Origin of the sequence: Brevundimonas diminuta, assembly GCF_022654015.1 — a bacterium.
In the GTDB taxonomy this organism is placed as follows: domain Bacteria; phylum Pseudomonadota; class Alphaproteobacteria; order Caulobacterales; family Caulobacteraceae; genus Brevundimonas; species Brevundimonas diminuta_C.
Genome location: NZ_CP073063.1, coordinates 1,837,058 through 1,854,342 on the forward strand (window position 1 = coordinate 1,837,058; position 17,285 = coordinate 1,854,342).

At 64.4% G+C, this 17,285-nt stretch carries 20 protein-coding genes; 12 read left to right on the forward strand and 8 right to left on the reverse strand.

Annotation, left to right across the window (positions count from 1 at the left end):
- Positions 1–38: 38 nt before the first annotated feature.
- Complete coding sequence (locus KAK88_RS09075) at positions 39–866, reverse strand: ferredoxin--NADP reductase (protein WP_242076406.1); 828 nt, start codon at positions 864–866, stop codon at positions 39–41.
- A gap of 108 nt (positions 867–974) precedes the next feature.
- Here KAK88_RS09075 and KAK88_RS09080 point away from each other — a divergent pair, with 108 nt between their 5' ends.
- The 6 genes from KAK88_RS09080 to egtB all read left to right on the forward strand — a co-directional run bounded on the left by KAK88_RS09080 (position 975) and on the right by egtB (position 8,973).
- Positions 975–3,224, forward strand: a complete 2,250-nt coding sequence (locus tag KAK88_RS09080) for a S9 family peptidase (protein ID WP_242076407.1) — start codon at positions 975–977, stop codon at positions 3,222–3,224.
- Positions 3,158–4,651 (forward strand): amidase, encoded by a 1,494-nt coding sequence (locus tag KAK88_RS09085; protein WP_242076408.1) that lies wholly within the window; start codon positions 3,158–3,160, stop codon positions 4,649–4,651. The genes KAK88_RS09080 and KAK88_RS09085 overlap by 67 nt, the downstream gene beginning before the upstream one ends.
- Positions 4,652–4,723: 72 nt before the next feature.
- Complete coding sequence (locus KAK88_RS09090) at positions 4,724–5,002, forward strand: SemiSWEET family sugar transporter (RefSeq protein ID WP_039243605.1); 279 nt, start codon at positions 4,724–4,726, stop codon at positions 5,000–5,002.
- Positions 5,003–5,088: 86 nt separating this feature from the next.
- Positions 5,089–5,394, forward strand: coding sequence for an SCP2 sterol-binding domain-containing protein (locus KAK88_RS09095; protein WP_242076409.1), 306 nt, complete (start codon positions 5,089–5,091; stop codon positions 5,392–5,394).
- 105 nt (positions 5,395–5,499) lie between these two features.
- The gene (locus KAK88_RS09100; protein WP_242076410.1) at positions 5,500–6,711 is read left to right on the forward strand and encodes an acyl-CoA dehydrogenase family protein; all 1,212 of its coding nucleotides are present in this window, start codon (positions 5,500–5,502) and stop codon (positions 6,709–6,711) included.
- A 102-nt stretch (positions 6,712–6,813) separates the two neighbouring features.
- Positions 6,814–8,973 (forward strand): ergothioneine biosynthesis protein EgtB, encoded by a 2,160-nt coding sequence (gene egtB, locus KAK88_RS09105; protein ID WP_242078577.1) that lies wholly within the window; start codon positions 6,814–6,816, stop codon positions 8,971–8,973.
- Positions 8,974–9,056: 83 nt separating this feature from the next.
- Here egtB and KAK88_RS09110 read toward each other — a convergent pair whose 3' ends face one another.
- Positions 9,057–9,278 carry a general stress protein gene (locus KAK88_RS09110; RefSeq protein WP_242076411.1) on the reverse strand — a complete coding sequence of 74 codons (222 nt, stop codon included), beginning with the start codon at positions 9,276–9,278 and terminating at the stop codon, positions 9,057–9,059.
- 116 nt (positions 9,279–9,394) lie between these two features.
- A complete protein-coding gene (locus tag KAK88_RS09115; RefSeq protein WP_242076412.1) occupies positions 9,395–9,556 on the reverse strand; it encodes a hypothetical protein in 162 nt (53 codons plus the stop codon).
- A gap of 103 nt (positions 9,557–9,659) precedes the next feature.
- Between KAK88_RS09115 and KAK88_RS09120 the strand changes: the two genes are divergently transcribed.
- A complete protein-coding gene (locus tag KAK88_RS09120; RefSeq protein ID WP_052689558.1) occupies positions 9,660–9,953 on the forward strand; it encodes a hypothetical protein in 294 nt (97 codons plus the stop codon).
- Between the two features lie 18 nt (positions 9,954–9,971).
- Here KAK88_RS09120 and KAK88_RS09125 read toward each other — a convergent pair whose 3' ends face one another.
- Entirely contained in the window at positions 9,972–10,673 is a 702-nt protein-coding gene (locus KAK88_RS09125) for an MBL fold metallo-hydrolase (protein WP_277928782.1), read from the reverse strand.
- A gap of 191 nt (positions 10,674–10,864) precedes the next feature.
- Here KAK88_RS09125 and tig point away from each other — a divergent pair, with 191 nt between their 5' ends.
- The 4 genes from tig (at position 10,865) to KAK88_RS09145 (ending at position 14,352) form a co-directional block, all read left to right on the forward strand.
- The gene (gene tig, locus KAK88_RS09130) at positions 10,865–12,208 is read left to right on the forward strand and encodes a trigger factor (protein WP_242076413.1); all 1,344 of its coding nucleotides are present in this window, start codon (positions 10,865–10,867) and stop codon (positions 12,206–12,208) included.
- A 104-nt stretch (positions 12,209–12,312) separates the two neighbouring features.
- Positions 12,313–13,218 carry a hypothetical protein gene (locus KAK88_RS09135; protein WP_242076414.1) on the forward strand — a complete coding sequence of 302 codons (906 nt, stop codon included), beginning with the start codon at positions 12,313–12,315 and terminating at the stop codon, positions 13,216–13,218.
- Between the two features lie 93 nt (positions 13,219–13,311).
- Entirely contained in the window at positions 13,312–13,959 is a 648-nt protein-coding gene (locus KAK88_RS09140; RefSeq protein ID WP_091747119.1) for an ATP-dependent Clp protease proteolytic subunit, read from the forward strand.
- A 72-nt stretch (positions 13,960–14,031) separates the two neighbouring features.
- A complete protein-coding gene (locus KAK88_RS09145; RefSeq protein ID WP_045811236.1) occupies positions 14,032–14,352 on the forward strand; it encodes a hypothetical protein in 321 nt (106 codons plus the stop codon).
- Positions 14,353–14,355: 3 nt separating this feature from the next.
- On the opposite strand, the gene KAK88_RS09150 is transcribed toward KAK88_RS09145, so the two are convergent.
- On the reverse strand, positions 14,356–15,003 hold the full coding sequence (locus KAK88_RS09150) for an HAD-IB family hydrolase (RefSeq protein ID WP_242076415.1): 648 nt from the start codon (positions 15,001–15,003) through the stop codon (positions 14,356–14,358).
- Positions 15,004–15,197: 194 nt separating this feature from the next.
- Between KAK88_RS09150 and clpX the strand changes: the two genes are divergently transcribed.
- Entirely contained in the window at positions 15,198–16,466 is a 1,269-nt protein-coding gene (clpX, locus tag KAK88_RS09155; protein ID WP_199059441.1) for an ATP-dependent Clp protease ATP-binding subunit ClpX, read from the forward strand.
- Positions 16,467–16,537: 71 nt separating this feature from the next.
- On the opposite strand, the gene KAK88_RS09160 is transcribed toward clpX, so the two are convergent.
- From KAK88_RS09160 to KAK88_RS16055, 3 genes are read right to left on the reverse strand one after another with little or no spacing between them, the layout of a single operon-like run.
- Positions 16,538–16,732, reverse strand: a complete 195-nt coding sequence (locus KAK88_RS09160) for a hypothetical protein (RefSeq protein ID WP_242076416.1) — start codon at positions 16,730–16,732, stop codon at positions 16,538–16,540.
- The gene (locus tag KAK88_RS09165) at positions 16,729–16,875 is read right to left on the reverse strand and encodes a hypothetical protein (RefSeq protein ID WP_242076417.1); all 147 of its coding nucleotides are present in this window, start codon (positions 16,873–16,875) and stop codon (positions 16,729–16,731) included. The genes KAK88_RS09160 and KAK88_RS09165 overlap by 4 nt, the downstream gene beginning before the upstream one ends.
- 59 nt (positions 16,876–16,934) lie before the next feature.
- Positions 16,935–17,063, reverse strand: a complete 129-nt coding sequence (locus KAK88_RS16055; protein WP_255353885.1) for a hypothetical protein — start codon at positions 17,061–17,063, stop codon at positions 16,935–16,937.
- Between the last annotated feature and the right edge of the window lie 222 nt (positions 17,064–17,285).

A 17,285-nucleotide genomic window follows, 5' to 3' on the forward strand; every position in this document is an offset into this window, starting at 1 on the left:
GCGTGGGGTTAGCGGGTCAGGCCGCCCAAGCCAAGTCGTCAGCCGACGAAGGCCCGCTCCAGCACATAGTCCGCCGGTTCGGCGTTGGAGCCTTCCTTCAGGCCATAGGTCTCCAGCAGTTCGCCGGCTTCCTTGATCATGGCCATGGAGCCGCACAGCATGGCGCGGTCGCGGGCGGGGTCGAACCCTTCGGGCAGGCCCAAATCGCGGAAGAAGTCGCCGGACTTGATGCGGTCGGTGATGCGGCCGGGCGTCTCGAAGTCCTCACGGGTGACGGTGGGGTAGTAGGTCAGTTGCGCCTGCGCCTCTTCCCCAATCAGGGGGTCGTCGTGGATCTCGCGGGTGAAGAAGTCGCGGTAGGCGAGGTCGGCGACGCTGCGGACCGTGTGGATCACATAGACATGGCCGAAGCGGGAATAGGTCTCTGGGTCGCGTGCGACGCTGAGCCAGGGCGCCAGACCCGTGCCGGTGCCGATCAGGAACAGGCGCTCGCCGCCGGTCAGGGCGTCCAGCACCAGAGTGCCGGTCGGCTTCTTGCCCATCAGGACGGTGTCGCCGGGCTGTATCTTCTGCAGGCGCGAGGTCAGGGGGCCGTCGGCGACCTTGATCGAGAAGAACTCCAGCTCCTCGGCCCAGCAAGGGCTGGCGATGGAATAGGCGCGCAGGACAGGCTTTCCCGGTACACCGTCTTTGGCTTCGCCGGGCAGACCGATCATCACGAACTCGCCCGAGCGGAAGCGGAAGTCATCGGGTCGTTTGACGCCGAAGCTGAACAGGCTGTCGGTCCAGTGGCGCACCCACAGAACCTCCAGCTCGTTAAACGGACTGGTTTTCACGGGGGCGGGGGAGAGGGCGGCGTCTGTCATCGTGCGTCTCTCTAATCTGAGAACCCCTCGCAGGGAAGGACAAGCCTTTCAGCCGGCGACGACATTTCCTCGTGACGGCTTGCAGAAGCACCGCTAGCGTCCCGACCCATGCGCACCCTTCTTCTCGCCTCGACCATCCTCCTGTCCGCCAGTTCGGCGCTTGCGCAGGAGACGCCCTCCAACATCCTGACGCCCGAGCGGGTGTTTTCCAGCCCCAGCCTTAACGGGCCGGTGGCCAAGGGGGTCAGCCTGTCGCCGGATGGGCAGCTGGTCGCCTTCCTGCGCTCGCGCGAGGACAATGTGGATGTGCAGGATCTGTGGGCCGCGCCGACGGGCGAGGGCGAACCCTACAAGCTGATCGACGCACGGGCGCTGGTGCCCGACGCCGGCGAACTGTCGGAGGCCGAAAAGGCCCGGCGCGAGCGGATGCGGATCAGCGCGCGCGGCGTGGTCGAATATTCGTGGGACCAACAGGGCCGCTACATCCTGGCGCCGCTGGAAGGCGACATCTTCCTGGCGAACCGGGCGGACGGCAAGGTGCGCCGCCTGACCGAGACGCCGGCTGACGAGATCGACGCCAAGGTGTCGCCGAAGGGCAGCTATGTCTCCTATGTCCGCGATCAGAATCTGGTCGTCTATGATCTGGCGAGCGGCAAGGAGACGCCGATCACCGATGACGGCGCGGGCCTGATCACCTGGGCCACGGCCGAGTTCATCGCCCAGGAGGAGATGGATCGCGACACCGGATACTGGTGGAGCCCCGACGAGCGCTACATCGCGATGACGCGCGTGGACGAGAGCCCGGTCGACATCGTGCCGCGCTTCGAAATCACCGGCGGCGGCGCGACGATGGTGGAGCAACGCTATCCGCGCGCGGGCCGGCCCAATGCGGTGGTCGAACTGTATGTGCGCGACCTGCAGGGCGGGGGACGGGTCAAGGTGGACCTGGGATCCAACACCGACATCTATCTGGCGCGGGTGAACTGGTCCGGCGACGGCAAGACCCTGTATGTCCAGCGCCAGTCGCGCGACCAGAAGACTTTAGACCTGCTGAGCGTCGATCCGACGACCGGCGCATCACGGGTGATCCTGAGCCAGAAGGCGCAGGCCTGGGTCGATTTGAACGACGATTTCCGCGTCCTGTCGGACGGCCGGTTCATCTGGTCCAATGAGGATTCGGGCTGGCGGCACCTGTACCTGTATGACCGCAACGGGCGACGGCTGCGGGCCATCACGCGCGGCGACTTTCCGGTCAAACATCTGGACGGCGTCAACGAACAGACTGGCGATGTCTATTTCACCGCCTCGATGCGCGACGGCAAGGAGCTGCCGATCGAGCAGCAGATGTTCCGCGCCAATCTGAACCGCACGGTCGATCCGGTCGCGGTGACGCCCGGCGGCGGCTGGTGGACCGTGTCGGTCAACGGCCCGGCGACGGCCTATGTCGGCAACTATTCCGACCCGGCGACGCCGACGCAATCGGCCCTGTACCGTATCGACGGCACGCGCGTGCGCTGGATCGAAGAGAACAAGCTCGACGCCAGCCATCCGTTCGCGCCGTATGTCTCGCGCCTGCGCACGCCCGAGTTCGGCACGATGCAGAGCCACGGCCAGACCCTGGTGTGGCGCATGACCACGCCGCCCGACTTCGATCCGGCGAAGAAATACCCGGTGGTGATGCAGGTCTATGGCGGCCCCGGCACCGGGGCGGGCGTGCAGAAGAGCTGGCAGCCGCTGACCAACCAGTTGCTGACAGAGGCGGGCTACATCGTCTTCCGCGTCGACAATCGCGGCGAAGGTGACCGGTCGCAAGCGTTCGAGACCAGCATCTATCGCCGTCTGGGCATTCCGGCGGTCGAGGATCAGGCCCAGGCCGCGCAATGGCTGAAGACCCTGCCTTACGTCGATGCCGACCATATCGCGGTGATGGGCTGGAGCTTCGGCGGCTTCCTCAGCCTGCTGACACTGACGGACAAGGACGCCAGCCTGGCCTCGGCCCTGGCGGGCGCGGCGCCGACGGAGTGGAGCCTGTACGACACCCACTATACCGAACGGTATATGTCCACGCCCCAGGCCAATCCGGAGGGCTATGCCGCCACCGACGTCCTGCCGCGGCTGGATGACATGACGGGGCGGCTGCTGCTGCTGCACGGCATGGCCGACGACAACGTCATCTTCGGCAATGCGACGCGCGTCATCGACGCCTTGCAGGCCAAGAGCGTGCCGTTCGAGATGATGCTCTATCCCGGCCAGCGGCATGGCGTCCGCGGCGATCCGAGGCAACTGCAACAATGGCGCACCTATCTGGACTTCCTAGACCGCACGATCGGAAAGCGGGCCGAACCCAAGGCCGACTGAGTCTGGCGGCTGCGGTCGCGCTGGCCCTCGCGGGCTGCGTGACCGGGCAGGGCGCCTATCCGACTGCATCCGCAGTGGTTGCGGCGGGGCGGGCGAACGACAGCGCCCATTCGGTGCTGGTCTGGAACGCGACATCACCCAGCCGGGGCGTGTCGGCGATTTCCGGCATGCCGATCCTGCTGAAGGACAATATCGAGACGGCGGACATGCCGACCACCGCCGGATCGTTGGCGCTGGCGAACAATGCGCCGGGACGGGACGCGCCGCTGGTCGGGCGACTGCGCGCCGCCGGGGCCATAATCGTCGGCAAGACCAACCTGTCGGAATGGGCCAATATCCGGTCCTCGGACTCGATCAGCGGCTGGAGCGCCGTCGGCGGCCAGACGCTGAACCCCTATGATCCCGCGCGCACGCCTTGTGGGTCGTCGTCCGGCAGCGGGGCGGCGGTGGCGTTGGGGCTGACGCCCGTCGCCATTGGAACGGAGACGGACGGGTCGATCACCTGCCCGGCGTCGGTCAACGGCGTGGTCGGGTTCAAACCGACCGTTGGCCTGGTCTCGCGCACCCACATTGTGCCGATCAGCCATTCGCAGGACACGGCCGGGCCGATGGCGACGACCGTCAGGGATGCGGCCAGGGTGCTGACGGTCATCGCGGGGTCCGATCCGGCCGATCCGGCGACGGTCGAGGCCGATGCGCGCAAGGTCGACTTCGCGGCCGGGCTGGACGCCAATGGGCTGCGCGGCGCGCGGATCGGGGTGATGCGGTTCCTGAAAGGCTACTCGCCCGAAACCCAGGCGGTGTTCGAGCAGAACCTGAAGGCCCTGCGCGATGCCGGCGCCGTGCTGGTCGACCTGCCAGACGGCCCGGATGGCCGGGTCATAGGCGCGGCCGAATTCAAGGTGCTGCTCTATGAGCTGAAGCACGATCTGAACGCCTATCTGGCCTCCACCAACCCGCAGCAGGTCCGCACCCGCACTCTGGCCGACGTCATCGCCTTCAACGCCGCCGAACCACGCGAGACGGTGCTGTTCGGTCAGGACATCTTCGAGCGCGCCCAGTCGATGGGCGATTTGACCGATGCTGACTATCTGGAGGCGCGCGCGACCTCGCTTAGACTGGCGGGGCCGGAGGGCATCGATCGACTGATGAGGGACAATGGCGTGATCGCCCTGATCGCGCCCACCACGTCGCGCGCCTGGACCAACGATCCCAAGGACGACGACGACATGCAGGGATCGGCCAGCCAGCTGGCCGCCGTCGCCGGCTATCCGCACCTGACCGTGCCGATGGGCTTTGATCGGGGAATGCCCGTGGGAATCAGCTTCCTCGGCGGGAAGTGGGACGATGCGCGCATCCTTTCGCTGGGTTACGCCTTCGAACAGGTGACCCAGGCCAGACGGCCGCCGCCTGGCGTTCGACGCTGACATCCTTTGGGGCGGCCGCCGAGAGTGCGGCATGTGCAGATTTAGCCTGAACGTCACGTCGACGATCGCGGCATGAGCGACCTGATCGCCAATATAGTCGGCTCAGCGGCTGCGATCTGCTCGATCACCAGCTTCGCGCCGCAGGCGGTCAAGATCTGGAAGGAGCGCGACGCGTCGTCGGTCAGCTTGAAGACCTACTCCCTGACGGTGACCTGCTTCGTGCTGTGGGTCGTCTATGGCGTCATGACGCAGGCCTGGCCTGTTACGGTCGCCAACGCCTGCGCCCTGGTGATGGCGTCCGGCGTGCTGGTGATGAAGTGGCGGTTCCGTGACGGCGATCCGGAGAAGTGATCAGACCTTTCCCCGACGTGATCTTGGCGCCCCCGCCGATGCGGGCTAACCCGTAGTCCACAACGTCCAACAGGGAGACGCCCCCAATGCCCGATCTCGCACAAGTCACCGAACACATCCGCGGCGCCGTCGGCGACAACTCCGGCCTCGGCAAGACCGTCAAGCTCGACCTCGGCGACGAGGGCAAGATCTTCATCGACGGCACCTCCACGCCGAATACGGTGACGAACGAGGATAAGCCCGCCGACGCCACCGTCTCGATGAAGTGGGATGACTTCATGGCTCTGTCGGAAGGCAAGCTGGACCCGATGATGGCCTTCATGCAGGGCAAGCTGAAGATCGCCGGCGACATGATGATCGCCCAGAAGCTGGCTCCGCTGCTGAAGCGCTGATGCCGGTCTGAACGACCAGTTATGGCGGCGCGGCTCCCGACCAGGGGCCGCGCCGTTTTCGTATCGAGCGCTCGACAGAAGCGCGAACGGGAAAGAGGAAACGACATGGACTTCAAACATTCCGACCGCGCCCTGGATTGGCACGCCCGCGTCCGTCGCTTCCTGGACGAGCAGGTCATCCCGCGCGAAGCCGAATATTTCGCCCAGGTGCGCGAGGATTCGAACCGTCAGCCGCCGGTTATGGAGACGATGAAGGCGGCCGCGAAGGAAGCCGGACTGTGGAACATGTTCCTGCCGGGCGACCACGGAGCGGGTCTGACCAATCTGGAATACGCGCCGCTGGCCGAGATGATGGGGCGGCATCTGTGGTCGGCCGAGGTGTTCAACTGCAACGCCCCCGACACCGGCAATATGGAGGTGCTCCATATGTACGGGAACGCCGAGCAACAGGCGCGCTGGCTGAAGCCCCTGATGGCGGGCGAAATCCGTTCGGCCTTCCTGATGACCGAGCCTGAGGTCGCCTCGTCCGACGCCACCAACATCCAGACCCGGATCGAGCGAGACGGCGACCACTATGTCATCAATGGCCGTAAATGGTGGTCGACCAATATGGGCCATCCGAACCTGGCCGTGACCATCGTCATGGGCAAGACCGACCCCGACGCCGCATCCCACGCCCAGCAGTCGCAGATCATCGTGCCGGCCGACACGCCGGGATTCCGCGTCGAGCGGATGCTGTCGGTGTTCGGCTATGACGAAAAGCCGATCGGTCATGCCGAGGTCGTGCTGGAGAACGTCCGCGTGCCGGTCGAGAACCTGATCGCCGGCGAGGGCAGGGGCTTCGAAATCGCCCAGGGACGGCTTGGCCCGGGCCGTATTCACCACTGCATGCGCACCATCGGTGCGGCCGAGCGGGCGCTGGAGCTGATGGTGACGCGGCTGCTGAACCGAACGGCGTTCAACAAGCAGTTGGCGGAACACTCGGTTTGGGAACAGCGCGTCGCCGAAGCCCGCACCAACATCGAGATGTGCCGCCTGCTGGTGCTGAAGGCCGCCTGGATGATGGATCAGGCGGGGGCCAAGAACGCCCGCTCCGAGATCGCGCAGATCAAGGTCGCTGCGCCGAGGATGGCCTTGCAGATCATCGACGACGCCATTCAGGCGTTCGGCGGCGCCGGTGTGTCAGGCGACACGCCTCTGGCCGAGCTTTACGCGGGTGTCCGCACCTTGCGCATCGCCGACGGCCCGGATGAGGTCCACAATCGCACCATCGCTCGGTTGGAATACGCTAAACATGGCGGCAGACCGATGCGCTGATGGGTGATCTCGAACGGCAAGTGTCTGGGAACCTTGGCCTTGTTGGTGCGTTTGTTGGGCACTGACAAGGCGCTGGGGCTGGTGTCGGACGGGACAGCTGACATGAATGCGCGCTCCGAGCCCGACCCGCGGCTTACGTCTGACGTGGCGCGGTTCAAGGCCGTGCGTTCACGCATGATCGATCTGGCTGAAGGTTTGTCTGCCGAGGATCTGTCGGCCCAGTCGATGGCGGATTGCAGCCCCGGCAAATGGCATCTGGCGCACACCAGCTGGTTTTTCGAGGCGATGATCCTGTCGTCCGATCCTGAATACCAGCCTGTCGATCCGCGGTTTCAGCAGCTGTTCAACTCCTACTATGAGGCCTTGGGCGAGCGGGTCATGCGGGACCAGCGTGGGCTGATGACCCGGCCGTCGGTGGACGAGGTCCTGGCTTATCGACGCGAGATCGACCGCCGCATGATCGCGTGGTTGGCGCAGGGCGAGACCAGCGGCCATCAACGCTATCTGTTCGAGCTGGGTTTGCACCACGACCAGCAGCATCAGGAGCTTTTCCTGATGGATATGCTGAACCTGATGTCGCGCTCTCCGCTCGACCCCGGAGCCTATGAGATCGAGCCCAGAGCCGAGACGCTTCAGATCAGGCGCGGCGGAGCGGTGGCGTTCGACGGCGGTCTGGTGACGATCGGCCATGACCAATCGGGCTTCGCCTTCGACAATGAGGGGCCTGCGCACCGTGTCTGGCTGGAGCCGTTCGCTCTGGCTGCGGATCTGGTGACGAACGGCGAGTGGATCGCCTTCATCCAGGATGGCGGCTATTCGCGTTCCGACCTGTGGCTGTCGGACGGCTGGGCGACGATCAAGGCTGAGGGCTGGATCGCGCCGCTGTACTGGCGTCGCGACGATGGCGATTGGACCGTGATGGGTTTGACGGGGCGTACACTTGTTGATCCTGCCGCGCCGGTTCGCCACATCAGCTTTTATGAGGCTGACGCCTACGCCCGCTGGGCGGGCAAGCGTCTGCCGTCCGAGGCGGAATGGGAACATGCCGCCGCCTCTTCGCCTGATGCGTTCTCGAACCTGGCTGGCGAAGTGTGGCAGTGGACGTCCAGCGCCTATGCGCCCTATCCCGGCTTCCAGCCGACGCCGGGCACCGCCGCCGAATACAACGGCAAGTTCATGGCCAATCAGATGGTTCTGCGGGGCGGATCGTTCGCCACGCCGCCGGGGCATGACCGCATCACCTATCGCAACTTCTTCTATCCCCAACAGAGGTGGGCCTTCATGGGTTTGAGACTGGCTGAAGACCGGACCGTGGCGCGAGACGCCGCCGCGGACGACGCCCAAACCGCCGCCTTTCGAAAGGATATGATCGAAGGGCTGTCGCGCGCGCAAAAGGCCGTGCCGCCGAAGTGGTTCTATGACGCGGATGGATCGCGCCTGTTCGAAGACATCACCGTGCTGCCCGAATACTATCCGACCCGGCAAGAAATGGCGCTGTTGCGCGATCGCGCGGCGGAATTGACGGCCGACTTCGGCCCCGACGCGGTGCTGGTCGAATTTGGATCCGGCGCCAGCGAGAAGACGCGGATCTTGTTGGACGCCGCTGTCGATCTCGGCGCCTACGTCCCCCTCGACATCAGCGAGAGCGCCTTGATGGACGCCGCCATTCGCGTCCGCGCTGATTATCCAAACCTGCGCGTGCAGCCGGTTCTGGGGGACTTCGAGCATTTAGCGCCGCTGCCCGATGACCTGCCGTCGGGGCGACGGATCGGCTTCTTCCCCGGCTCGACCATCGGCAATCTGCAACCGGACGAGGCCGAAGCATTCCTGGCCGCGGCGCGTCGGATGCTGGGCGAGGGGGCGTTGTTCATTCTGGGCGTCGATCTGGTCAAGGATCCGGCGATCCTGGTCGCCGCCTATGACGACAGCCAGGGCGTGACGGCGGCCTTCAATCGCAATGTTCTGATCCGCGCCAACATTGAGCTGGATGCTGATTTCGACGTGGACGCCTTTGTTCACCGCGCCGTGTGGAACCCGGACGCCTCGCGCATGGAAATGCATCTGCAAGCGATTGCGCCGACGACCGCGCGCATCGGAGATCGGACATTCCGCTTCATGAGCGGCGAGACGATCCACACCGAAAGCTCGCGCAAGTTCACGCCTGAGTCGATCCAGACCATGGCGGCCGCCGCCGGCTGGACGGTCGTCCGCATCGACACCTCTCCGGCGCCGAGCGTGGCCTTGGCGGTCCTGCGCGCCTGAGCCGAATGCGCGGCTGATCGCGGACAAGAAAAAGGGCGGCGCATCGTTCGATGGGCCGCCCTGTTTGTATCGAGTTTCGCCGACTATTGTCCGTCGGCTGCGTCCGTATCTTTCTTGGTCCCGTGCGACGCTTCGCCACCCTTGCGGCCGGCCTGTGCGGCGAGGCTGCGGTCTTGGGAGAAGCTGCGTTTTTCGCTGGGGACGCTGGCGCCCCCTTTGCGCGCGATTTCGCGCTGACGCTCGGGATCCATGGAGGCGAAACCTCGCTTGGAAACGCCGGAGGGGCGTGTGGGTTGGCTGTCCATCGTGTTCCTTTCAGTGCTGCCGTTGCGCTTGCTGAAGTGAACCCAGTGACTCGGTGACGGTTCCGTAGGGAACTCGGTTTTACTGTCGCGATCCTCAAGCGCGCGTGAGTTTGACTTCAGCCAGCGCCGTAAGGCCGCGAATCACCTTCGCCGCCATCATCCGGTTCCATCGGCGGAACTTCATCGGGGGTGTCTGAAGGCTGTATTTCCGGCTGCTGCGCCGGCTCAGGCTGGATCTCGGGTTGCGGCGTGGTCGGAGTGGGTTCGATATAGGTCATGAGCGGGTCCTTGTGCGATCAACCAACGCACCCCGATCGCCCGCGTTCAAAAAGGAACCATGGGTCGCAACGCCGGTTTGTTCAGCGAACCACGGAGATCGACATGACCAACACCCCGATAAGCGCGACATCACCCGACGACATCGTCCTAGAGGACGATGATCTGACCCAACGTCTGGACCGACAGGCGGACGCAATCCTCGCCCAAGGCGAAGGCCGTAGCTTTGGCAAGACCACGTCGGTCCGTCAGGCCGTCAGAGAAGATGCAGGCCTGGTGCGTGAGAAGATTTCCGGCCGCGTTCATCGCGTGCAGGAAGACATTCAGGACAATCCCATGAAGGCGACGCTCTACGCATTGGGCATCGGCGTCATCATCGGCATGATCCTGCGGCGCTAAGCCACACGATCAGCAGGCTCAGGCAGGCCCCGACGGCTCACGCTGGATCGGGGCCTGTCGCATTGCGGCGTCAGACACGAACGGGTTGGTCCGTCGCTCTTCACCAAAGGTGGAGATCGGCCCGTGGCCCGGCACAAAGGTGACGTCGTCGCCCAAGGGCCAGAGCTTTTCGATCACCGAGCGGATCAATGCGGGCGGATCGCTCATCGGGAAGTCGGTGCGACCGACCGAACCCTTGAACAGAACGTCGCCGACCTGAGCGAATCGCGCCGCGCGATTGAAGAAGATGACGTGCCCGGGCGTATGGCCGGGGCAGTGACGCACGTCCCAGGTCGTTTCGCCCAGCGTGACGGTGTCGCCATCTTCCAACCAGCGGTCAGGCGTGAAGGGGCGAGCGTCGGGCAGGCCGTACATCCGGCCGCTTTCCACGATTCGGTCGATCCAGAACTGGTCGGCCTTCTGAGGGCCGGTGATCTGGGCGCCGGTCTTTTCCTGCATTTCTGCTGCGCCGCCCGCGTGATCCAGATGGCCGTGGGTGATCCAGATCTGATCCAGCGTCAGGCCGCGCCGCGTGACCTCACCCAGGACTACGTCGACCGAACCGCCGGGATCGATCACGGCGGCCTTGTTGGTGGCGGTGCACCAGACGGTCGTGCAGTTCTGTTGAAGCGGGGTGACGGGCGTGACGAAGACGCCGATGGGGGAGGCGGGTTGGCTCATTTGGTCAACATAGCCACGCAAAGGCCGCGAAACCACCGGCTCTGACCACGCCCGCGTTGACCTTTCGGGCCCTTCTCGACATAAGGGCGGGCTTCGAGGCGCCGCTCCACACGGGGCGGCCTTCTTGCTTTATCCATTCCGCGCCGGCCGTCTCGATGGCTCATGCGCCCCAGAGCGTCAGAATCCCGACCATGCAAGTCGTCGAAAAGTCGAACGAAGGCCTCAGCCGCGTGATCGCGGTCACCATTCCCGTCGCGGAGCTGAACGAAAAGCTCGAAGCCCGCGTCAAGGAAGTCGCCCCGCAGGTGAAGCTGAAGGGCTTCCGTCCGGGCAAGGTGCCGGTCGCCCACGTCAAGAAGACCTTCGGCCGTGAGTTCATGGGCGAGATCATCAACGCCGAGCTGAACGAAACCAGCCAGAAGGCCCTCGACGAAGCCAAGATCCGCCCGGCCGCGCCGGCCGAGATGAAGCTGACGTCGGACATGGACAAGGTCATCGCCGGTCAGGAAGACCTGGCCTACGAAATGTCGCTGGAAATCATGCCGGACTTCGAGCCGGTCGATCCCAAGACCCTGAAGCTGGAACGCCCGACCTATGAAGCGTCGGACGCCGATCTGGACGAGGCCCTGACGGAACTGGCCGGTCAGGCCAAGACCTACGAAGACAAGAAGGGCAAGACCGTCAAGGCCGCCGAGGGCGACCAGCTGACGATCGACTTCCTGGGCAAGCTGGACGGCGAGCCCTTCGAAGGCGGCGCCGCCGAGGACGCGGACCTGGTGATCGGCTCGGGCCGCTTCATCCCCGGTTTCGAAGAGCAACTGACGGGCGCCAAGGTCGGCGAAGAGAAGACCATCGAGGTCACCTTCCCCGAGAACTATCAAGCCGCCCATCTGGCCGGCAAGAAGGCCACCTTCGACATCAAGGTGAAGGCCATCAAGGCGGAAGCCGAATCCAAGATCGACGACGATTTCGCCACCCGCATCGGTCTGGAGTCGCTGGACAAGCTGAAGGAACTGCTGAAGTCCAACCTGGACCAGCAGTACGCCGGCGCCGCCCGTTTCAAGCTGAAGCGCGCTCTGCTGGACCAACTGGACGAGGCCCACGACTTCCCGCTGCCGCCGAAGATGGTGGACGCCGAGTTCGACGGCATCTGGCAGCAGGTCGAAGCTGACAAGACCGCTGGTCGTCTGCCGGAAGAAGACGCCGCCAAGTCGGACGAGGACCTGAAGGCCGAATACCGCAAGATCGCCGAACGCCGCGTGCGTCTGGGCCTGGTGCTGGCCGAGATCGGTCGCGCCAACAACGTCCAGGTGACCGACCAGGAACTGAACGCCGCCATCCTGCAGGAAGCGCGCAACTATCCGGGCCAGGAACAGGCCGTCCTGAACTTCTACCGCCAGAACCCCAACGCCGCCGCCCAGATGCGCGCGCCCATCTACGAAGAGAAGGTCGTCGACCTGATCGTGGGCGTCGCCGACGTGACCGACAAGCCGATCACGAAGGAAGAGCTGCTGAAGGAAGAAGACGAGGGCTGATTTTTCGCTCGATTACACGACCGTAACTGGCGGTTGTGGTGTCTGAGTTGTAAGTCGAATGGGTCCGCAGTGCGGGCCCATTTTGCTTTTCAGGTATGCCGTCAATGTCTTTTTCCGCTGTCGCTCTGGCCGCCCTCATCACCGCAGGCGCGCAGGCGCAGGATCCGAGACAGCCGTCTCCGACAGATCTGGAGGAGATAACGGTCGAGGGGCAGTCGCCGCGGCAGGCCGCGCGCCAGTTTGTTCAGCGGGTCGCGACCGCACCCGCCGGTGCGCGGCTTGGACGGTGGAATACGCCGCTGTGCGTCAGCGTCGCCGGATTGAAGGCGCCCTACGGTCAGATGCTTGCCGATCGCATCGGCCAGATCGCGCATGACCTTGAAATTCGAGTGGGCGAGCCTGGCTGCTCGGCCAATGTGCTCATCATCGCCACGGAGGATGGTCCCAGCGTCGCATCGGCGCTGGTGGAAGGTTGGCGTCTTCGCTTCCGTCCTCCGATCGACAACACCAACATGGGTTTGGCGGCGCTGGAACGGTTCAAAACCAGTAATGCGCCGGTGCGATGGTGGCACATTTCCCTGCCAGTCTCAGCAGACACGGGTCAACTGGCGGCCCGTGTCTCCGGTGGAGAGCCCCCTTGGATTAGATCGCGCAACGTCAGCCGCATGAGGTCGCCACTGCGGTACGACCTGAACTCTGCGACCGTCGTCATCGATATGACCAAGGCCAATGGCGTGCTTTTGCCGGCTTTGATGGACTACGCCGCGATGGTCGTCCTGGCCCAGGTCGATCCCCGCGCCGACTACTCCGATCAGCCCACGGTGCTGAATTTATTCGGTGATTCCCAGAACGTGACCGGCCTCACGGACTGGGATCGCGCCTATCTGCAAGCTCTTTATGAATCGGAGCCTGATCGCGCATCCGCCGCTGCACAGGAGGCCGCCGTGGCGGAACGGCTGCAAAAAGGCCGTCGTGAAGCAGCGAACCAGCAAGACCCGCAGTCCGAATGAGCCGGGCGTCTTGCGCAGGGTGTCATCGAACGCGATATGCACCATAACCGGCTGACGACGCTGAATCGTCGCCACTGCATCCGAGAAGGCTAAATGCGCGATCCGATCGAACTGATGAACATGAACCTTGTGCCGATGGTGGTGGAGCAATCCAGCCGCGGCGAGCGCTCCTTCGACATCTTCTCGCGTCTGCTGCGCGAGCGGATCATCTTCCTGACGGGACCGTTCGAGGACGGTATGGCGTCGCTGATCTGCGCCCAGCTGCTGTTCCTTGAATCGGAGAACCCGAAGAAGGAAATCAGCATGTATATCAACAGCCCCGGCGGTCAGGTGACCTCGGCGCTCGCGATCTACGACACCATGCAGTACATCAAGAGCCCGGTTTCGACCGTGGTGATGGGCATGGCGGCCTCGGCCGGTTCGCTGATCCTGACGGCCGGTGAGGCAGGCCAGCGCATCGCCCTGCCGAATGCGCGGGTCATGGTGCACCAGCCGTCGGGTGGTTTCCGCGGCCAGGCGTCGGACATCGAACTGCACGCTGCAGACATCCGCTACACCAAGCGGCGTCTGAACGAGATCTACGTCCATCACACCGGCCGCACGTATGAAGAGGTCGAGAAGACCCTGGATCGCGACCACTTCATGTCGGCCGAGGAAGCCAAGGCCTGGGGCATCGTGGATCATGTCTACGATCGCCGCGAACAGGCCGACGCCGACGGCGTGAAGACGCCCGGCAACTAAGACGGCTGTCGAAAGACAAGAGGGCGCGCCCACTGCGGCGCGCCCTTTTCATTTTGTGCTATCGGAGCCGTCATGCAGTTCACACGAGATCAAAGCGGCACGGTCGATGTCGATGGCGAAAGCTACGTCTGGGAGCTTCGTCGCCAACCTCAGCCCAAGGGCGGCAACGTCTGGGAGGGCATGGCCGTTTCCCTTCGCCACGCGGACTTCAAGCGCGAAGCGATCGTCCAGTTTCCGCCGCCGCTTCGGCCCAACGGGCGGCCGGACGTGGAAAAGCAGCGCGTCAATGTCGACGCCGTCCGCACAGCCGTCGCCTCGGCGATCGAGGCGGGTTGGGACCCCACGTCACGCGGCAAGGCGATGGTGTTCGACGTGGACGCCGACGGGAACTGAACGTCAGGGCTTCTGACGGAAGACCCGAAAACCTGGCTGCTGGGCCATCGCCAGCATTTCGGTATCGCCCGAGGTGTCGCCATAGGCGGCCGTCAGGGTCATGTCTTCGCCATAGGCCGCCTTCAGCCGCCGCACCTTTTCCTGACCCCGACAATTCGGACCGGCGAAGTCGCCGGTTATCCGGTCATCGGCGTCGAAGACGAACTCGGTGCCCAGCAGGGCCTCGGCCCCCAGCTTTCGGGCGAATGGCGCGACGGTCGTCGTGGGCGACGCGGTCACGATGACGCGATGCGCGCCGCGTCGGCCCCAGTCGTTCCAAACCTCAAGCGCATCGGGGCGCATGAAGCGGGGCCAGATCGCTTCGGCGAAGGCTGCGGCTTCCGCTTCCAGCGTCTGGCGGCTCACGCCAAGCAGGAATTCCTTTACGGAGGCCGCCTTAATCCGTCCCCGGTCGCGATCCTTGGCGTAGGCGGCCAGCGCCGGAGCCAGCTTGACCAGTCCCAGCGCCCAGGCGCCCGGACCAGCGCGCCAGCGCAGGAACTCGGTGAAGCTGTCGCGAATCGTCAGCGTGCCATCGAAATCGAAAGCGACGATGACACGTCCATTTGCCGTGGACTGGCGTAAATCCTGCACGATACCCATGTCAGACATTCGCCTTGATCCCCGTCGACACTGATCCATCCACGCACTGCAACAATCCCCTGCCGCCTTCGGGGTTGTTCCGGAACGTGTGATGGGTGATTGTCATTTTTTGAAGACCTTCGCATCCAGAGTGCTGGAATCAATGTGAGGGAAGCGCGTTTCGGGCCATTTCGGTCCGCCCCGCGGGAGTGAGATAAGGGTCTATGACCAAAGCAGCCGGCACCGACGCCAAAAGCACCCTCTACTGCTCGTTCTGCGGAAAGAGCCAGCACGAGGTCCGCAAGCTCATCGCGGGCCCGACCGTCTTCATCTGCGATGAATGCGTCGAACTGTGCATGGACATCATCCGCGAAGAGCACAAGATCGGCTTCAAGAAGACGACCGACGGCGTGCCCACGCCCAAGGAAATCCGCGACGTGCTGGACGACTATGTCATCGGCCAGGCGCACGCCAAGAAGGTGCTCTCGGTCGCCGTCCACAATCACTACAAGCGCCTGAATCACGCGACGAAGAACAACGACGTCGAACTGGCCAAGTCGAACATCATGCTCATCGGGCCGACGGGCTCGGGCAAGACGCTGCTGGCCCAGACGCTGGCGCGCATCATCGATGTGCCCTTCACCATGGCCGACGCCACGACCCTGACCGAGGCCGGTTACGTGGGTGAGGATGTCGAGAACATCATCCTGAAGCTGCTCCAGGCGTCCGACTACAACGTCGAGCGGGCCCAGCGCGGCATCGTCTACATCGACGAGATCGACAAGATTTCGCGCAAGTCGGACAACCCGTCGATCACCCGCGACGTGTCGGGCGAAGGCGTGCAGCAGGCCCTGCTGAAGATCATGGAAGGCACCGTCGCCTCCGTGCCGCCGCAGGGCGGCCGCAAGCATCCGCAGCAGGAATTCCTGCAGGTGGACACCGCCAACATCCTGTTCATCGTCGGCGGCGCCTTCGCCGGCCTGGAAAAGGTGATTTCGGCGCGTGGAGCCGGCGCCTCGATCGGCTTTGGCGCCAAGGTCAAGGAGATCGACGAACGCCGCACGGGCGATATCCTGAAGGGTGTCGAGCCTGATGATCTGATGCGGTTCGGCCTTATCCCCGAATTCATCGGCCGCCTGCCTGTTCTGGCGACGCTGGAAGACCTGGACGAGACGGCGCTCGTCACCATTCTGACCGAGCCGAAGAACGCCCTGGTCAAACAGTACAAACGTCTGTTCGAGATGGAGAATGTCGAACTGACCTTCACCGACGACGCACTGATCGCCGTCGCCAAGAAAGCCATCACCCGCAAGACCGGCGCGCGCGGCCTGCGCTCGATCCTGGAAGGCATCCTGCTGGAGACCATGTTCGAACTGCCGACCTTCGAAGGCGTCGAAGAGGTTGTGGTCAACGCCGAGGTCATCGACGGCAAGGCCCAGCCCCTGCTGATCTACTCGGAAGCCTCCAAGAAGAAGGCCGACGGCGCCGCCTGAACTGGCGAAAAGTCCCGAAATGATGAAGGCCGGAGCGATCTCGCTCCGGCCTTTTTCTTGACCTGGGGCGATCAGGCGGGTTCGGCCAGCATCAGGACATGGCCCGGATGGGCGTCGGCCTCGGCCTTGGCGCAACGGACGGCGCTTATGGCGTCGGTGAAGACGCCTTCGAACAGGCCGTCGCTTGAGGTAATGCGCCAGCGATCGCCGACAGGTTGGATGGTCAGGACTTCGAAGGCGGGTGGCGAGGCTAGGGTAGTAATCATTGGGTTTGGCGATGTTGGTCGCGGTTCAGGCGGTCGGCCTCGGCCTGAAGTCGGGCGGCGAGACGTTCGGCCGAGATGCGATCGGGCAGGGGGCGAGTGCAGGCGTTGTTGACCGCCACGGCCCAACCGCTGGCGCGAGGCACGACTCTGTATCGTCGGGGAGGGGCTGCGCGTGTCACGCCGCCCTCGACATGGCCCTGCATCATCGTGCGCGGCCCTTGCGGATCGGGGCGCCGAACAGGGCGCCGATGAAGGTCATTGCCATCTGAAGGGTTGTCGGCGCCGGGGCGGGACGTTTCAGGGTCTCGGCCAGCAGGTGGGAACGGCTCATGGTCATCTCCTTGGAGCGCCAGAAAACGCCCGATCCCCGTAAAGCGGCCATGTCGAAAGCGTCGCCGGGCGTAATGCGGACCTAAAGCGACGCGATCGGAAGACCTTGTGGCCACGCAGATGTGGGCCGTTCCGCGGTCACGCTTGAACCGCGGGTCTTTCAAACCACATACTCATCCGAACGCCGTCGGAATCGACGGGCCGTCATGCGCCGGTCGGGCCT

What these genes read in the sequence shown, in the direction of transcription:
- KAK88_RS09085 (WP_242076408.1), top strand. Translation starts at nt 3,158, where the DNA reads ATGGCGCACCTATCTGGACTTCCTAGACCGCACGATCGGAAAGCGGGC.
- KAK88_RS09090 (WP_039243605.1), top strand. Translation starts at nt 4,724, where the DNA reads ATGAGCGACCTGATCGCCAATATAGTCGGCTCAGCGGCTGCGATCTGC.
- KAK88_RS09075 (WP_242076406.1), bottom strand. Translation starts at nt 866, where the DNA reads ATGACAGACGCCGCCCTCTCCCCCGCCCCCGTGAAAACCAGTCCGTTT.
- KAK88_RS09145 (WP_045811236.1), top strand. Translation starts at nt 14,032, where the DNA reads ATGCAGTTCACACGAGATCAAAGCGGCACGGTCGATGTCGATGGCGAA.
- KAK88_RS09150 (WP_242076415.1), bottom strand. Translation starts at nt 15,003, where the DNA reads ATGTCTGACATGGGTATCGTGCAGGATTTACGCCAGTCCACGGCAAAT.
- tig (WP_242076413.1), top strand. Translation starts at nt 10,865, where the DNA reads ATGCAAGTCGTCGAAAAGTCGAACGAAGGCCTCAGCCGCGTGATCGCG.
- KAK88_RS09120 (WP_052689558.1), top strand. Translation starts at nt 9,660, where the DNA reads ATGACCAACACCCCGATAAGCGCGACATCACCCGACGACATCGTCCTA.
- KAK88_RS09160 (WP_242076416.1), bottom strand. Translation starts at nt 16,732, where the DNA reads ATGATTACTACCCTAGCCTCGCCACCCGCCTTCGAAGTCCTGACCATC.
- KAK88_RS16055 (WP_255353885.1), bottom strand. Translation starts at nt 17,063, where the DNA reads ATGAGCCGTTCCCACCTGCTGGCCGAGACCCTGAAACGTCCCGCCCCG.
- KAK88_RS09095 (WP_242076409.1), top strand. Translation starts at nt 5,089, where the DNA reads ATGCCCGATCTCGCACAAGTCACCGAACACATCCGCGGCGCCGTCGGC.
- KAK88_RS09100 (WP_242076410.1), top strand. Translation starts at nt 5,500, where the DNA reads ATGGACTTCAAACATTCCGACCGCGCCCTGGATTGGCACGCCCGCGTC.
- KAK88_RS09080 (WP_242076407.1), top strand. Translation starts at nt 975, where the DNA reads ATGCGCACCCTTCTTCTCGCCTCGACCATCCTCCTGTCCGCCAGTTCG.
- KAK88_RS09135 (WP_242076414.1), top strand. Translation starts at nt 12,313, where the DNA reads ATGTCTTTTTCCGCTGTCGCTCTGGCCGCCCTCATCACCGCAGGCGCG.
- KAK88_RS09140 (WP_091747119.1), top strand. Translation starts at nt 13,312, where the DNA reads ATGCGCGATCCGATCGAACTGATGAACATGAACCTTGTGCCGATGGTG.
- KAK88_RS09115 (WP_242076412.1), bottom strand. Translation starts at nt 9,556, where the DNA reads ATGACCTATATCGAACCCACTCCGACCACGCCGCAACCCGAGATCCAG.
- clpX (WP_199059441.1), top strand. Translation starts at nt 15,198, where the DNA reads ATGACCAAAGCAGCCGGCACCGACGCCAAAAGCACCCTCTACTGCTCG.
- egtB (WP_242078577.1), top strand. Translation starts at nt 6,814, where the DNA reads ATGAATGCGCGCTCCGAGCCCGACCCGCGGCTTACGTCTGACGTGGCG.
- KAK88_RS09110 (WP_242076411.1), bottom strand. Translation starts at nt 9,278, where the DNA reads ATGGACAGCCAACCCACACGCCCCTCCGGCGTTTCCAAGCGAGGTTTC.
- KAK88_RS09125 (WP_277928782.1), bottom strand. Translation starts at nt 10,673, where the DNA reads ATGAGCCAACCCGCCTCCCCCATCGGCGTCTTCGTCACGCCCGTCACC.